This is a genomic window from Ruegeria sp. K7 (assembly GCF_056531785.1).
The window spans coordinates 87869-105143 of sequence record NZ_JBQFMJ010000007.1 but is presented as its reverse complement, the minus strand read 5'-3'; the positions used below and the strand labels follow the sequence as shown (position 1 = coordinate 105143).

The following is a 17275-nucleotide window of genomic DNA, read 5'->3' as shown; positions in this document are numbered from 1 at the left end:
TTCGTTGAACCTGAGCGTTAGTCAAACTCCAACGCACTGGCTGCTTTACGCAGATGCTCCGGGCTATAGCGCGCGTAGACGGATGCGGTGATCCGCGAGTCTGAATGACCGAGAAACTGTGCAATCTCCTCCATCGAGATACCTGCCTCGGCCATATGAACAGCCGCCGTGTGCCGAAGGACGTGCGGTGATACGTCAGGTAGGCCTGCCGCGACAGCGGCCGCCTTGAAGCCTTTCTTGATTGACTTAACTGCTCCGCCGGCCCACTCCACGACATAGTCAGATAATGCGGCCTTCTGGGCGTTCAAAAGCGCAGCATACAGGCTCTCGGTCATCGGGACGATGGCCCTGCCCTTCCTCTGTCCGTCGCCAGTGCGGAGATTGATCTGACGGCGTTCAAAGTCGACCCGATCCCACGTGAGTTCTAACACGGCTGTTACTCTAGCTGCCGTTGACAGCATCAGCCAGATAGCCAACTTGATGTGATGTGCGCAGTCGACGGCTAGGAGCTGTGAAATCTCCGGGCGTGTCAGATACCTCTCCTTGGGAGCCGGTTTGCTGGGTCGTTCGATGTAGGGTGCCCTATCAATCAGCCCAGTCTTCTCAGCCCAATTCAAACAGGTCCTTAGCTTGCCAAGCTGCGTCCAAATCGTGCCGTCCTGAATGCCTGCCTGCCGTCGATCGGCGATGTAGGCTTTACAGTCCCGCACGCTTATCTGTTCCGGACGAAAAGTGCCAAACCAAGGCAGCACGGAACGGCCAGTGTATTTCATGCTTTCATGCACCGGCCGGCCCTCGACTGTCACGCTATAAGCGTTCCAAATCGCTGCAACGGTCAGTTCATCCTTTCCGGCTGTTTGCGCGAGGAGGACGTCACGGGCTTCGGCCTCCGCGCTTTCGAGGGTGTCCGCGTCAAGACGATACCTGCGTCTGCGTCCATCTTCCTCATGCCAGACAACGACGAAGCGGTTTTTGAGTCGACCGATGCTGTATTCCTGCACTGCTCATATTCCTCTACTTTGTGTGCCGGGATGCGAAACTGACGGCGAACTCTGAAGTATTCGAGCTGGCCTGATTTGCAGAGCTGACGCACAGTCTCGGAACTGCAGCTCCAGCGCTCTGCGAGAGACTTGGGTGTGTAAGGCGGTGACAAAGTGCGCTCCTCTATTTTGACAAAATCATTTACTCTATAGCGGTCTAGACGTCGGATGCGCTTGGGATTTTCGAAAAACTTTTAACTCACTGAAAGTAAACAAAAGAAAGTTTGGCTCTCTGCTCCAAATCTCCAACTTCAGCATAGGCGTGACCAATTCGCTGAATGATCAATCTTTCTTGGTCTTGCGCCATTTTCTTGTGATTTTCTGCCAATGGCACGTGATCCACTTGTATCCCTTTCTACCGCGTCAAAATTGAAGTTTAGGACCCGGTCGAAGCAACAACTCTCATTTCGACCTACCATTCATTTTTGATCTCGCTATCCTGCGCCCAACTGACAACAAAAAGACGATTTCAACATGCTCACAGGCCCCATCCGTTCCCAAGTCGATCAAATCTGGAATGCCTTCTGGTCAGGTGGTGTTTCGAACCCGCTCTCAGTGATTGAACAGATCACCTACCTGCTGTTCATCAAACGGCTGGACGATCTGCACACTGTCGAGGAAAGCAAGGCCGAGATGCTCGACGTCGAGATGGAGCGTCGCATCTTTCCGGCCGGGAATGACTCCAAGGGTGAGCCATACGAGAACCTCCGCTGGTCGCGCTTCAAGAACTTTGAATCCCGGGAGATGATGCGCATCGTCGATGAGCATGTGTTCCCGTTCCTACGTGAACTGGGCGAGGAAGGCTCATCTTACGGCACGCACATGAAGGACGCGCGTCTTGGCTTCTCGAACCCAAGCTTGTTGGCCAAGGTTGTTCAGCAGCTCGACGACATCCCGATGGATGACCGCGATACCAAAGGCGATGTCTATGAATACATGCTCGGTAAGATCGCCAGTGCCGGGCAGAATGGCCAGTTTCGCACGCCACGCCACATCATCCAACTCATGGTAAACCTGATGGCTCCCACACCCAAGGACGTCATCTGCGATCCGGCTGCAGGCACATGCGGTTTCCTTGTGGAGGCCGGAGAGTATTTGCGCAACAGCCACCCGAAGATGCTGATGGATAAGGATAGCCGCCAGCATTTCCATTCCGGTATGTTCCACGGCTTTGATTTCGACGGCACGATGTTGCGGATTGGCGCAATGAATATGACTCTGCACGGAGTCGAGAACCCAGATGTCTCCTATCGCGACAGCCTGGCCGAGGAACATGGCGAGGATGAAGGCCGCTATTCCTTGATCCTTGCCAATCCGCCCTTTGCTGGGTCCCTCGACTACGACACCACCGCCAAGGATCTGCTGAAGGTTGTGAAGACCAAGAAAACCGAGCTGCTTTTCATCGCCCTCTTCCTGCGACTGTTGCGCACCGGCGGGCGGGCTGCGGTGATTGTGCCCGACGGAGTGCTCTTCGGCTCCTCCAAGGCGCACAAGGATATCCGGCGGATGCTGGTCGAGGATCACAAGCTCGAAGCGATCATCAAGCTGCCTTCGGGCGTTTTCCGTCCCTATGCTGGCGTGTCCTGCGCCATCGTGGTCTTTACCAAAACTGGTGTCGGCGGAACCGAGGACGTCTGGTTTTACGACATGACAGCGGACGGCTATTCACTGGACGACAAGCGAACGCCGCTCCTAGACACGGACAAGCTGGGTCCGTTGGCCGAGCTGAGTGAAGAAGAGCACGCCAAGAACAACCTGCCCGACATCCTAAGTCGTTGGGAGGCTTTGGAGTGTGAGGCCAATCGGCCCCGCACCGCTCAGAGCTTTACGGTTCGCGCCAAGGACATTACCGCCACTGGCAGCTGGGACCTGTCAATCAATCGTTACAAGGAGATCGAGCACGAGGAGGTAGAGCATCAAGCACCTGTCGAGATCATCGCGGAGCTCCGAGAGATTGAGAAGGAGATTGTCCAAGGGCTGCACCGACTCGAGGAAATGTTAGGATGAGCTTTTCTATGCTTAGACCGCTTGGGGACGTTGCTGATTTTTTGTCCGGATTTGCATGGAAAGCTAAGCAGTTTTCCGATGACCCCATCGGAATGCCAATTATTCGGATTCAAAACGTGGGAGCGGGTGCGTCCACCGATTTCAAATACTGGCCTGAATCATACGCCGATAGGTTCGTGATCTCTCGCGGCGATCTATTGTTGACGCTGTCAGGCAGTTTCAGAACCGTTGTTTGGACTGGCCCAAACGCTCTTCTAAACCAGAGAATTGTCAAAGTCTCGGCCCACGCTGACACAGACACGAGATGGCTTTTCTATGCCTTAGAAGAAGCAATGGCCCGAATTGCAAGCATGGGAAGGCACGCTTTGGTGAGCAATGTAGCCCTTAGTGACTTAAAGGAGTTGCAGATCAATGTCCCGCCGCTGGAGGAGCAGAAGCGGATTGCGGGGATACTGGATCAGGCGGACGCCCTGCGCCGCCTCCGCTCCCGCGCGCTGGACAAACTCGGCACCCTCGGCCAGGCGATCTTTCATGAGATGTTTGGGGATCCGATCCGAAATGAGAAAGGTTGGTCGACGCAGAAGCTGGGAGATGTAGTCAAAATCCGGCGGGGAGGATCCCCTCGGCCCATCAAAAATTATCTAGGGGGCGACATCCCTTGGATCAAGATTAGCGATGGCACGAAGGGCGATCCGATTTACATTCGCTCTACTGCTGAGAAGATTTCTTCGGATGGCTTGAACAAGACTGTTCACCTCAAGAAAGGTTCGCTAATTTTTGCAAATTGCGGAGTTAGCCTTGGATTCGCGCGCATCATCGATCTCGATGGCTGCATCCACGATGGTTGGCTCGCGCTGGAAGATATACCCGAGACCAAGCTCAACAAAATCTTCCTTTTGAAACTAATCAATTTTGCGACTGATCACTTTCGTCGGATTGCACCAGATGGGACACAGCCCAATCTTAACACGTCAATAATGAAGGATTTTGATCTAATTTTGCCAGAACTCGAGCGGCAGAACCTCTTTGAAAGTAAGCTGCTAGCACTGAGCCGATCGAGCATCGCTCAGGAAAATGCTCATAAGTGTTTGGATAACCTTTTTGCCTCTCTCCAGCACCGCGCTTTCCACGGGGAACTCTGAAGTGACCGCCGTGCTCCATTCTCTCAGCCTGCCGGGGGCGATGCTCGAGCGCGGTTTCTGGCTGTATGTCTGGCGGGTTCACGCGCAGGGGCAGATCTATCTTTATGTCGGGCGCACGGGTGATGAAAGCAGCCCCAACGCCTCGGCCCCTTATGACCGGTTTGGACAGCATCTGGGTCGCAACAAACACGCCAATGCCCTGCGCCGAAATCTTGAGTCTCGCGGACTTACAACTGACATAATTACCTCTTACGACTTCGTATTTTATGGCCCAATCTTTGATGAAGCGGACGACTTCGCCGCGCACAAGCCACTGCGTGACATTGTGGCTGCGTTGGAAAAGAAACTGGCCGACAATCTTAAGGCTTGTGGATACAATGTTTTAAATAATGTGCATTGCCGACGACCGCTTGACCCGCAAGAGTGGCAGAAAGTCAAAAGCCATTTTTCCGACGTGTTCCCCGATCTACGCACAATCTGATTTGAAAGACAGACCATGAAAGCTTCCCAAGCCAAGCTTCTCACATTCCTTAAGAACTCGCCGCAATTCATCATTCCGATATACCAGCGCACCTATTCATGGACGGAAAAGGAATGCCAGCAGTTGTGGGATGACATACTGCGCGCGGGGAGAGAGCAGAGTATACCGGTGCACTTTATCGGGTCAGTGGTTTACGTAGAACAGGGACTTAGCACCGTCACCAACCAATCGCCCCTTCTGGTGATTGACGGACAACAGCGCCTGACCACGGTGACCCTGTTGCTGGGAGCGCTGGCGGAAATCCTGAAAGGTCGTGATCCGGTTGGCGGATTTACTGAACGCAAAACGCGGAATTACTACCTTGTGAATGCCGAGGAAGACGGGGACGCGTATTACAAGCTGCTGCTGTCTCAGACTGATCGGGAAACACTGACCGCGATTGTGGGGGAACACGAGCTGCCAGACGCGCCGTCGCTGCGGATCAAAGAGAACTACGAGAATTTCAAGAAGTGGCTGACTGCCAATGAGAGCGATCTCGAGATCGTTTGCGAGGGCCTTTTGAAATTGATGATTGTCGATATTGCCCTAAGCAGGGAACACGACAATCCACAGCTGATTTTCGAGAGCATGAACTCGACAGGTCGCGAGCTCAGCCAAGCAGACCTGATCCGCAATTTCGTATTGATGGGGCTGGAGCCGGAATTGCAGACGCGGCTTTACAGAGACTATTGGCGGCCGATGGAAAAGAGCTTTGGTCAGGAAGCATATGGCACATATTTCGACGGCTTCATGCGACACTACCTGACAGTAAGGACCGGCGACATTCCTAGACTAGGAGATGTCTACGAGGCCTACAAAGACTATGCGCGCAAAAGTGAGGCGCAGGGCGTTGATATTGAAGCTTTGGTGCGAGAAGTTCGAGACTATGCCCGTTCCTTTTGCGCTATTGCGTTGCGGCAGGAACAAGATCCGAAACTCAGCCTAGCCTTTCGTGATTTGCGTGAGCTGCGCGTGGATGTTGCCTATCCATTCCTGCTCGAGCTTTACACCGACTATCGTGACGAAGTGCTTTCAGGCGAAGATTTTCACGAGATCGTGCGCCTTATCGAGGCGTATGTTTTCAGGAGAGCCGTCTGTAGCATTCCAACTAATTCGATGAACAAAACGTTTTCGACCTTCAGCAAGGCGCTTCGCAAGAACCGGTATCTGGAGAGCGTGAAGGCCCACTTCCTAGGACTGCCGTCATACCGTCGTTTTCCCGGTGACGAAGAGTTTAGGAAAGACCTTGAAACGCGCGATCTCTACAACTTCAGAAACAGAAGCTATTGGCTGCGGAAATTCGAAAATCATGGTCGCAAAGAGCGTGTGGCCGTCGATGACTACACCATCGAACACATCATGCCCCAAAACGAAAACCTATCTCAGTCGTGGCAAAATGCACTCGGCGGCGACTGGAAACGCGTTCAGGAAAAATGGCTGCACTCCTTGGGGAATCTGACGCTGACAGGATACAATTCTGAATACAGCGACAGACCTTTCAGCGAAAAGCGGGACATGAAAGGCGGGTTTGCGGAAAGCCCGCTGAAAGTCAACGAAGGGCTGGGCCAGCACGCGGAATGGAACGAAGACACTATTCAGCAGCGCGCAAAGGCACTTTCACAACGTGCCTTACAGGTTTGGGTTTCACCCACACTTTCCGACGAGATCCTGTCTGATTACCAAAAACCAATTTTGGACAGGCCTTCGTATTCCGTTAATGATCACCCCCATTTAGTCGGCGGTCACGCGCGTGCACTGTTCGATCAACTAAGAACAGAAGTGATGGCGCTCGATCCGTGCGTTACCGAAGAGTTTTTGAAACTGTATGTAGCCTACAAAGCTGAAACCAACTTCGTAGACATTATTCCGCAAGCATCAGGCCTTTTGCTGTCGTTGAATATTGATCCATCAGAGCTTCGCGATCCGCGAAGTGTAACCAGAGATGTTTCCAACATGGGGAGATGGGGCAATGGAAAAGTCGAATACAAGCTACAGAATGCGGATGACCTTCATTACGCAGTGGGTTTAGTTCGGCAATCGTTGGAACAACAACTAGGGAGCGTTGTTGGAGATTGACCCAATTTGCTTTCTTATCTGAAGAGTTTCCAGATCTCTTTTTGCACGCCCAGAATGCCGAGCAAGCGGCTTTGTCTGATCCGCGAGGCGCTTGCTTCTATGCCCGACTGACGTTGGAAACGGCACTTAAATGGCTATATCGGCGCGACCCAATGCTGAAGAGCCCCTATTCGGAAAACCTGAACGCTCTGATTGCAGAACCATCGCTGGCGACGCTCACCGGTCCAGCCATCGTTGCCAAGGCTGACTTTATCCGCGTGCAAGGCAACCGGGCAGCGCATGAGGGTGGCAAAAGGATCAGAGCCAACCATGCTGCAGCGACCGTGCGTGAGCTGTTCCATGTCTGTTACTGGATCGCACGCACTTATTCCAAAAATGGTAAGTTAGATCCTGCCTTAAAATTCGACGCCGGAAAGCTGGAAAAGACACTGACCATCACGGCAAGCACAGTCGAACAGATCAAAGCGCTAAGCGACAAACACGCGATCGCTCAGGAAGCGCTCAAGAAGGCTGAAGAAGAGCGCAAAACGTCTGAAGAAGGCAGGAAGGCGCTGGAAGAGGAGCTGACTCGCCTGCGCGCTGAGATGGCCGCCGCGCGCGCCGCCAACCAGTCCCGACCCGATGAGCATGACTACGACGAGGCGACGACACGGGACGCCTTCATCGACCTGCTTTTGTCAGAAGCTGGTTGGCCTCTGGACACCTCACGTGACCGCGAGTTTCCAGTGGTGGGCATGCCGAACCAAACCGGAGAGGGATTCGTCGACTACGTCCTGTGGGGGGACGATGGCAAACCTCTGGCTGTCGTGGAAGCGAAGAGAACCAAGAAGGACGCACGCGTCGGCCAGCAGCAAGCGAAGCTGTATGCTGATTGTCTCGAAAAGATGTATGGCACCAGGCCTGTTATTTTTTGCACTAACGGATACGAGCACTGGATATGGGATGACCAGACGTATCCACCCCGCCCGATTTCGGGGTTCCTGAAAAAAGACGAATTGGTTCTCCTTCACCAACGCCGATCTTCTCGGAAAGTGCTTGATGACGTGTCCGTGGATGAAGACATCGCCGGGCGTTTTTATCAGCAGCGCGCTATTCGCCGGGTCGGGGAAGCCTTTGAACAAGACAAACAGCGCAAGGCTCTGTTGGTCATGGCGACTGGATCAGGAAAAACCAGAACCGTCGTCGCGCTGATTGACCAGCTAATGCGTGCCAATTGGGTGCGTCGTGTTCTGTTCTTAGCGGATCGGGTTGCCCTTGTTAAACAGGCCCATGGCGCTTTCAAGACACATTTGTCCTCGGCGCCCAGTGCGAACCTATTAGAGCGCCATGACGCCACAAACAACGACCATTCCGGTGCGCGTGTTTTGTTGTCTACCTACCCAACGATGATGGGGATGATCGACGAGGCCAAGGAGGGTGAAAAACGCTTTGGTCCGGGCCACTTCGATCTGATTGTCATCGACGAAGCCCACCGGTCTGTCTATCGAAAATACCGGGCGATTTTTGAATACTTCGACGCAATGTTGATTGGTTTGACCGCAACGCCGCGCGATGAGATCGACAGGGATACTTATTCCCTTTTCCAACTCGAAAAAGGTGTTCCTACAGACGCATACGATCTGGAAGACGCGGTTCGGGATGGGTTTCTCGTGCCGCCTAAAACCATTTCCGTTCCACTCAAATTCCAGCGAGATGGTATCTCCTATGACGACCTTTCCGAGGAGGAAAAGGAAGAGTGGGATGCGTTAGAATGGGATGAAGAAGGTTCCACGCCTGACCGGGTTGAGTCCGGCGACCTCAACAAGTGGCTGTTCAACAAGGATACTGTCGACAAGGTTCTGGAACACTTGATGGCTAACGGGATCAAGGTGGCTGGCGGCGACCGGCTAGGAAAGACAATTATCTTTGCCAAGAACAGTCGACACGCCCAGTTCATCACTGAACGTTTTGATGCCAACTATCCTCATCTCAAAGGAGAGTTTGCCCGGCTTATCGACTATTCCGTCAGCTACGCTGGCTCGTTGATCGACGATTTCTCTGAAGCAGAAAAATCACCACATATCGCTGTTTCGGTGGACATGTTGGACACTGGAATCGACGTTCCGGAGGTGGTAAACCTCGTCTTTTTCAAGGTGGTGCGGTCCAAAACTAAATTCTGGCAGATGGTCGGGCGTGGAACGCGACTATGTCCTGATCTTTTTGGTTCCGGAGAGGACAAACAAGAATTCCTGATCTTCGATTTCTGCCAAAATCTGGAGTTCTTCAAAGAAAATCCCGAAGCTTTAGATGGTGCCGTTGCAAAGCCAATCGGAGAACGACTGTTCTCGACCAGGGTGTCTCTCATTAGTGCATTGCAGGAAGGCGAAGAGGATCATCAAAAACTGTCCCAGGCAATCAAAACGCGATTGATCGACGAAGTTTCGGGTATGAACCTCGAGAACTTTCTGGTTAGGCAGAACCGTAGGCCCGTCGAGAAGTTTCAAAAGCCTGAGAACTGGGAACATCTTGATCTCGACGCGCAGCTTGATCTTACGGAGCGAGTTGCCGGACTTCCAACATCCTTCAAGGATGACAATCTGCCAGCCAAGCAATTCGACCTCCTTTTATTGAATGCGCAACTCTGTCTTCTCAACGGTGAGGCTGCATTTTCCCCTCTGCAACAACGGATCCAGAAGGTGGCTTCATCACTTGAAACACTTTCGAATGTGCCCGTTGTAGCTAAGGAAATGGAGCTCATTCTTGAACTTCAAGATGAAGCATTTTGGGAAGATGTGACGTTGGAGATGCTTGAGAGCGTGCGTCTCAAATTGCGAGGATTGGTAGAACTGATCAAACCAACAGAACGCAAAGTTGTAGTGACAGATTTCGAGGACGAAATTGGACATGGCAGCGCGATCAACCTGCCAGATGTCGGCTCCGGCGTCGACAAAGGACGCTTTAACATGAAGGTCCGGAGGTTTTTAGAAGACCATTCTGACCACATCACTATCCTGAAACTAAAACGGGCAGAACAACTGACCGAACAGGATCTTCGTGAACTTGAACGAATGTTCCTTTCCGAAGGCGTCGCGGATGAGAAAACTTTGAATGAAGTAACCCAGGAACATGGGTTTGGGATCTTTTTAAGGTCGCTGATTGGAATGGAACGCTCTGCTGCCAAAGCAGCCTTCAACGAGTTTATCGGCGAAGCAAACCCGACTGCGAACCAGATGGAGTTTCTCAATCTGATTATCGACCACCTTACTGAAGCCGGGTTCGTCGAACCCAAACGGTTTTATGAAAGTCCATATACAGATTTCGACGATCAAGGAATTTCCGGCGTGTTTCCCGCCGAACAAACCAAGCGCATTATCCAAATCGTGAAGAGGTTGAACGCCTCGGCTGCTGCTTAGCGTTCGTTTGCACTAGACGCCAATATTACCACCCCTAATCAACTAAGAAGAATGGGTCGCGACATTAAAACGCCATTAGAAGTTCAATACTGATGAGTCTACCCGAACAAGCCACTAAGAATTGTCCGGACTTCACTTAGATGCGTCGTATGTCCACGACGATCACATTGCAGAGACCGACAGACGTGCTATCAGCGCCATCAAATATACTACCACCTGAGCATCGGTCATGAGTTTGCCCACTTCCATTAGAATTGATGATCCTTACTCCTCATTCGTATGTGCCGGGCTTTGCTTCACCGAAGAAGACACAGGTCGCAAGCAAGCGCGTTTTCGTGGAAGAAGGTTGCTCAAGCCAAAGATTGATTTGTCAGACTATCGTTTTCGCGCAGAGATTGATTTTATTGACGTTCGTGTATTTACGAACCGAACACAGGTGCAGTGGATACAGAAAGTCCTCCGAAGTTTTCTAACCCGGAACAGTAAGATTTGGCCTCAAAAGGCTGGTGCTGGAGATGTTGCGGACGATTTCATAATTAGGTTTCAAGAACCCGGATCCGTCACCAAAGTTTCCGAAATTGTCGCCGCCATAGGAGCTGAAAAGGGAGAGCGTCAACCGCCACAAATCCACGAGCTTGAAGTGAGCTTGGACGTGTATTCCAGATGCGGTTCTGAGGACGCTAGGAACATGATGGTGGGGCTGCTTCAGAGAACGTATTTTGCGTCATTAAACCGATGGCGCAATGGGATGGACCAACCAAGATCTGTTACAGGGGTCCCGGACGGGTTTAGCAGCCAAGTCGTTTCAAGTTACTTGGCTCCAAAAATGGGTGATGATCGCCACAAGGCGCTGACTGTGCGTCCTGAGCCTGACGAATTCAGAAGCCCATTCGTTGATGGCACAATGTATCTTGGCGAACGAAACAGTAGCGGAATGATCCGTATACAGAATAAGACGCGAGACAAGCAAAACCCGGAGACGGGAAGCTTCGAACAGCTCTCACTCCGGCAGCAACGAGCACGTGTGGAGGTGACAATCAAACAATCTGACCTCGACGCACTGAAACTCCGAAACTTGACAGACTTAAAAGCCTTCAGATTCACAAAACTTCAAAAGAGATATTTTCAGTTCATGCTACCGACTTTCAGAGATCCGAAACAAGCACCCGGAAGTGCTATTCAAGCTGTGTGGGGGCACGAAGAAAGAAAGCGTGCGGAAATATTCCTTAAGTCGGGCGTTCTTGCATTGATGAAGAGAGATGAGGTTTGGGCTGAACACAAGAAAGACCAGGCCTCTGAGGTGAGGCGCGTTCTGCGAGAAAAAGAACTGAAGATGCCTCCAACACGCGTCGGGCTGGGGCCGACTTCGACATACTTGTCCTATACCGATCTAAGTAAGCAGGTCGAAATAGCACTTCGTCATTTGAGTGAACGGGAATCTAGGGCATGGAGTTCGTTTGATGGTGCATACAGGAAGGCGTAGAAGTTTAGGTCTAGCTCTATAACAAGTAATTAGGCCTGGAACGTGAAGCGCTCGGCCTAAGCCGTGTGGAAAAGGCACTTATACGCCCGGCGGCCAAAGGTGTCGGTCACAAAAAGTGTGAAAAACTTGTTACCTAATCAAGAAAGTATGCACTTCGGATGCAAACTGGGACGCAATGACCATTTGGTTTCTTTGGATCTCGCGCTTGATTTAACCAGCGTCAGGTCAGTTGGAGCGAGAGAGCGGCATCGTGTTGACCGGCTACTTGCGCCAGAAACCCACCCCTCTACAACACAAGAAACAATTCAACTTGAGCCTTAGGGCTTATTGGATTTTGCGACGCTTACCCTGGATGCAAATGACGCAGCCGCCCGATCAACTTTGACGGTTTTGAGCCCAACTTTATCCCTATTGCCTTGGACAACCTCAGTGGGTGGTATCTTCCGCGTTATGGAGCCGCCGGTTTGAGACAAATCTCCTCTGCCCATCCCGATCATACCACTACCACCCTTGCGGCGCTTTGGGCCAATGCGTTTCTTGCTCATTTGTCCTTTTTCGTCTTAGTTTTAGTTACTAATAGCATTAAACGTTCGACGTCACGACTGATATCCTAGGGCTTCGAACTCCTCATTTAGAGTGGCTGGATCGTGGTTTTTAACTATTCTGAAAACTGCATCTTCAATTTCGAGTTGGACTCGCTCAAGGGTCTCGAAGTGCGTCAGGCCATCGTCACCTCCGTCTGAGGTGGCAACAATTAGGAGATCCTCTTCACCGTCGCGCAGAGTTGCCACCCCGTTCTTACAATGTGGACGAATAACAGGTCGGTAATTGTCTTCAAAAAGCCTATGAGCGTCCTCGTGCATGACCCAGATCAGCTCGTCCACAACGGAGAAATCTTTCTTCTCGCCCGAGTAAGGCCAAGGGAAATAGTCTCCTGTGAGATCTTGAAACGGCACTTTCCGCATACGCCAAAGCACACCGAATGCGAGATCGTTGATTTTTTCCGCTCCTACCCTTTGGATAATGTCGAAATAGAAATCCGCGTCTTCTTGAGTGTTGTCATTTGTCACGGTTTACCCCTGCCTTGATCTGCCCAACGTTGCTTCGGACATGTTTCTGATACTGCGTGAAAAATGCCGAAGCATCTTTCGTAAGTTCCGCTCATTTGTGAACACGTCTAATCCCGCATAAGATGTTGCTTTAAAACAAGAAGCGCAAGAACGATGGTTGGTCTACAAAACAACCGGTTGGTCAGCCGCTAATTTGAAATGAACCACACTGTGACCGCTTGAAAACTACGCACAATACCAGGCTGCATCGAGCGTTCACTGGCAGCGTCCAACGCAGTTTTCGATATACGACAGCACGTAAGTAGAAACGCTCGCCCTGAGCGCTCTCAGCGCTTGGTTGCTCGACCACCATTCCACCATGGCTACAGGAGGTTTGGAACATCCGGACGCGGTGGCACCAGAACCCATCCCCTTCATCATGCATGGGGAAACCTAGGACTTCGATATTGAAGGGATCTGGCGGAGAGACCGTTGCGACAACTCGAGCCATTACTCGTCCTGACTGGATCAAGCAAATGAGCAGACCTTCATTGTAGTTGCCCTCCCAAGAAGCGACCGAGAATTGTGTTGTCACAATCACCGGTTCCCGCCTTCCGTTTGTCAGTTGTGAACCGCAAGCGATCATTCGCAGCATCGAGGCCAAGAATAAATAGCCCTCAAGTCGTAGCTACATCTTGGACAGACACAGCGCGTGAAAACTCGAGTCGGCTATGATCATCAGCAATAGAGGGTTGCAGCCCCCCATGACATTATGTTTTCCAGTCGCGGCTTGGCATGATCTGAACTCAAAATGTTTACAACGTCGTGGTCTCGGAAGCGCTCTCTCAAATGGGATACAATTTTTTCTTGTGAACGCAGTATTTCCCGCGATTGGCTTAGGCCGCCGATCAGACCTCTTTCACGCAAGCAAGAGAAATACACGACGCCGAATGCCAGCGCCGCATAGGTATCAATAGGCCAATTATGAGTAACTGTCGCCTGAACATCTGATGTAATGGCACTGGCGATTCCGGTCGACCCGATGCCACCAATCATTCTCGCCGCTCCACCGCTACAGATATTAGCAACGACCGCCCGAGGATCACTTGGATCCGAAAGAGACGAGAAATCGTCTATGCTAAAAATCTGATCATTGCCGAGCACCAGGCCACATTTAAGCACGTCGTTAGGGTCATGACTCCCGTGACCTGCTATCCACAGGATTTCAAAGTCCGTGGACGACCAAAATTCCCGAAAATTCTCTTTGTCGGTAGGATTAGCCCAAACTTGGACATCTATACCTACCTCCGCTCCTATACGCGAAATCGCATCAACTTCGACCGCAGTTGTATGCGTTTCTCCAGGCCATATAAGAACTCTCTGAATCTTGGGATCTGTGAAACGGGATGAAAGGGAAATGCTTTGAGACAGCCCCTGAATGACGTCTCTGTCCACTAAGGGAGTTAATGGGACGTGATGGTTTGGGAAGGCAATTAGATACTTGAGATTAGCGTGATCGGAAATAACCCTTGAGGCATCCTCAATCCTGTAATGGTCCAAGACTTGTTTCTCCAATTCCGGGCCGTGTTCTGGAGCTGGAGCGCCGCGGAGCCTGAAATCAATTTCTAGATTTCTGTCACCGCCGGGTCCGCGAAAATAATCATTGAACGCTTCTGAGGTAACACAAAGCATCTGCTCAAGGCTCGAGACAACGTCTTGGTCGTCTGGCGACCACGTTATGCCAGGCCCAACCCAGGTAACACCGTCGCCGTTGTTAGGCATAACGAGAAGTGTTTGATGAGCCATCCTCGGATCGTATGGCTTCCCATACCATGAGCTGAGCACCTCTATCACTGCGTCCAGATCGGGGATCTTGCTCAGTAGGAGAAGTAACGGATAAAGCAGCGTAATGCGCGCCTCCATCACTATATCTGACCTGACTTTGTTGCCTTGGTCACTCTCTATGACGGCTCGAAACTTCTGGATCTCGTTGATGATCTCTACTTTATTCTCCAGCCACTTTTCTTGGCAATTTGTAGCGACCGTCAAGAATTGAAGGCGCTCATGATCACGAAACCCTGCTGGGTAGGCTGCAAGGAAGTGTGCCGCAATATCCTCTGGAGGCCTTTTTGCGTATTTTGACCCAGGGCCGATCAACAAGGTGGCCAACCGAATTCTTTGTTGCTCCGTTGTGGACGGCATTTCCAGCCAGCTCTCGACTGTATCTATCAAATCGGGAAGGGATTCATGATCGACATGCGCGGCCCAGTTAATAAGAAAAATCGCGGCGTCTATTCCGGAAGCAGTATCTGGGCCGCCTACTTCAGACATTGCGTATCCCAAGCAATAGTAGAAGTGATTTCTTGCAAGCTCATCCAATCCACCGAATTTCACCGCTAAATAGTAGGCAGATGACGTCCAATCAGTAAGGAACTGCGTAGCAAATTCGTTTATCGCACTACCCGCACCATCAAACGGTGGAAGAGAATAATCGGCTTCGCCTCCTCCACCTTCGATTATGTGGTTTCGTGATATTGACCAAAGTATCCAATCATACGCCTGAGCCATCTCTCCGATGTTGCGGAGGCGGTGGATGAACGGTTGTGAAATGGCAAATTTAATAGCGTCAATGATTAACAGATCCTGTTCCCTGCTCGTAGAGGCCGTCAGGGCGCAAAGGTCATCTCTCAAAATCAATCCACGTTCAAGAAAAACGCTCTGCTCAAGTTTCTGCGATGAAACAGAGTCTTGATAAAGAGTATGCGCAAGCTGCAAACCAGCTTCGCAGCTCCATTCAAATTCAGCCTCCCATAAAACCGTAGTGGGCAGAGTATGACTGAATTTCGGAAACATCTCTCTAAGCGAGGTCATTTGTTGGAATTCTCTCAATAATTGGAATATTTAGGCTGCAACGCGACAAGTAAGCAGAGCATATTTTTGATCGGTCGAAAACAGTCGGAATTGCCATACCAAGAGTAAGATTAGACCGAGTTACGCAACGATAGAGCTTTAACCACTTCGGACGCTGCTACGCGTCACCTACCCAGCCCGCAAGATTCCGGTTCAAGCCGGAAGTTCCCGTTACACGCCGTCGACCGCGCTTCAGCGGCTCGCCAAAAACCGCTTGGGCGGCATAGGGAGCTTTGACCTGCACAAGGATCAGGTGAACGTGGCCGGGTCGTCTGCAGCCAGCACTCCTACCGACGACCTATTCTCTCTCAATTCTAAAGATCACCGCGCCGATTAAGGGATCAAAGAAAAACCATCGCCTCCTAGGCATACCCCGGTCATCTTGAGCGACTTCTTCTCTAGGGACATGTAATTTTGCTCCAGGACTGATCGTCGGTTTTTCATCGCTAGGGCCGCTCAATAGTCTACCTGGCTTGTTCGAGCGCGTTAGTTCTCTATTTGGATTATGCTGAGCCTTGCTGTGCGCTAGCCTGAGTTGCGTTCGTTCTCTTCCGTGTGGCAGGTGTCGTCAGCCCGAGTTTCGTCACTGCGCGCGCTTTTCTGGCCTGTCTTCGGATGTGTTGTTTTCAGAGAGCCATGTTTTATTGGGTTTCTCTGGTTCAAAGATTTACATTTCTCCGGAAAAATCCTGATTTCGGGTGAAACCTGTCAACTTAATGTAAACTTAGTGTAAACCTTTTGGCCCTAAATCGGCTGTTTTGAGAGGTATAAGGTTTACATTCCTTCTATCCCGGCCGGCGCGATGTAAACCTTTGTCAACCCTATGCAACCTTTTGATGTTATCGCGGGATCCGGGGAGGTAGGACGAACCAGCCATTCCTCGCCGCCATGCTGTTACAGGTTAACTCTAAGCTCTCCGAGCTGCACAGAGGTGACGTAGAAGCTGCACCCGCCGCAACGTAGGCTCAGGATCGCTTCCGTTGCTCACGTCACGGAGGAACCGCAACCAGGCGCGCTCATTCAATGTCAGGTCGTCTTTCTGGTCACACATGGATCTTATCTCCCGAATATCGCGTTGATCGCGGCCTTTGACCTGCTGGTCAGCCTGGGATCGGTGTTGCTGGAAGCCTTGCGGATCGCCTGCAACCAACCAACTTCGTTTGCAGTGACAGGTTCACCGAACACCTCGACGACTGCCTCGGCAGCCGTCCGGCCAATCGCCTGCTCCAGGGCAAGCTGCATCACGAAAGCAGGATCCGCTTCTAGGGCAACAGCCAGCGTCGGAACGCGATCAAGTGCCACCTTGGAGCGGCCCTGCTTGATCATCGTGATCATGTTCTGGTTCACATAACCGGCCTGCGCCGCGATCTCCGCCTGGCTCTTGGTCGGCTTCAGTTCGAGCACCCGGCGTTCGACATACATCGCCATCCGGGTGTCTAAGTGCGGTTTCTTTGTCATCGCTATCCTCTCAGAATTGACGCAGCACTCGCTGCATGTATTCGATATAGCGAAGGGATGATTGGGGATTCCGAGGGAAACGATACGCCGTTTGTGTTCCCGTATTCTCGTTAATAGAAAGCGAGCTCAATACTTCCGCCTTGACGGTCACGACGTCGTAGTTTCAATTTCTCTCATAGGTTTAGTGTTTATTGGGGG

General features: G+C 51.5%; 10 protein-coding genes and 1 pseudogene. 6 read left to right on the top strand and 5 right to left on the bottom strand.

The genetic code is table 11. The features are described 5' to 3' along the window. Window positions 1–17 precede the first annotated feature (17 nt). Window positions 18–1001 (bottom strand): tyrosine-type recombinase/integrase, encoded by a 984-nt coding sequence (locus ACR0FE_RS13115; protein WP_480913146.1) that lies wholly within the window; start codon window positions 999–1001, stop codon window positions 18–20. Between the two features lie 17 nt (window positions 1002–1018). Beyond that, window positions 1019–1153: pseudogene (locus ACR0FE_RS13110) on the bottom strand (excisionase family DNA-binding protein); the annotation flags it as partial. A gap of 361 nt (window positions 1154–1514) precedes the next feature. On the opposite strand from ACR0FE_RS13110, the gene ACR0FE_RS13105 reads away from it, so the two are divergent. The 6 genes from ACR0FE_RS13105 to ACR0FE_RS13080 all read left to right on the top strand — a co-directional run bounded on the left by ACR0FE_RS13105 (window position 1515) and on the right by ACR0FE_RS13080 (window position 11660). Continuing rightward, window positions 1515–3047: a type I restriction-modification system subunit M gene (locus ACR0FE_RS13105; RefSeq protein ID WP_480913142.1), complete on the top strand. Its 1533-nt coding sequence runs from the start codon at window positions 1515–1517 to the stop codon at window positions 3045–3047. Then, complete coding sequence (locus tag ACR0FE_RS13100) at window positions 3044–4189, top strand: restriction endonuclease subunit S (protein ID WP_480913140.1); 1146 nt, start codon at window positions 3044–3046, stop codon at window positions 4187–4189. Before ACR0FE_RS13105 ends, ACR0FE_RS13100 begins: the two co-directional genes overlap by 4 nt. 1 nt (window position 4190) lies before the next feature. Beyond that, window positions 4191–4670, top strand: a complete 480-nt coding sequence (locus ACR0FE_RS13095; RefSeq protein ID WP_480913138.1) for a hypothetical protein — start codon at window positions 4191–4193, stop codon at window positions 4668–4670. A 15-nt stretch (window positions 4671–4685) separates the two neighbouring features. Continuing rightward, a complete protein-coding gene (locus ACR0FE_RS13090) occupies window positions 4686–6785 on the top strand; it encodes a GmrSD restriction endonuclease domain-containing protein (protein ID WP_480913136.1) in 2100 nt (699 codons plus the stop codon). Further along, complete coding sequence (locus ACR0FE_RS13085) at window positions 6782–10177, top strand: DEAD/DEAH box helicase family protein (protein ID WP_480913134.1); 3396 nt, start codon at window positions 6782–6784, stop codon at window positions 10175–10177. The genes ACR0FE_RS13090 and ACR0FE_RS13085 overlap by 4 nt, the downstream gene beginning before the upstream one ends. 229 nt (window positions 10178–10406) lie before the next feature. Continuing rightward, window positions 10407–11660: a hypothetical protein gene (locus ACR0FE_RS13080; RefSeq protein WP_480913132.1), complete on the top strand. Its 1254-nt coding sequence runs from the start codon at window positions 10407–10409 to the stop codon at window positions 11658–11660. A 596-nt stretch (window positions 11661–12256) separates the two neighbouring features. On the opposite strand, the gene ACR0FE_RS13075 is transcribed toward ACR0FE_RS13080, so the two are convergent. The 3 genes from ACR0FE_RS13075 to ACR0FE_RS13065 form a co-directional block, all read right to left on the bottom strand. Next, window positions 12257–12730, bottom strand: a complete 474-nt coding sequence (locus ACR0FE_RS13075) for a hypothetical protein (RefSeq protein WP_480913131.1) — start codon at window positions 12728–12730, stop codon at window positions 12257–12259. Between the two features lie 717 nt (window positions 12731–13447). Next, window positions 13448–15580, bottom strand: a complete 2133-nt coding sequence (locus ACR0FE_RS13070) for a CHAT domain-containing protein (protein WP_480913129.1) — start codon at window positions 15578–15580, stop codon at window positions 13448–13450. A 1095-nt stretch (window positions 15581–16675) separates the two neighbouring features. Next, complete coding sequence (locus ACR0FE_RS13065) at window positions 16676–17077, bottom strand: XRE family transcriptional regulator (protein WP_480913127.1); 402 nt, start codon at window positions 17075–17077, stop codon at window positions 16676–16678. Window positions 17078–17275 lie beyond the last annotated feature (198 nt).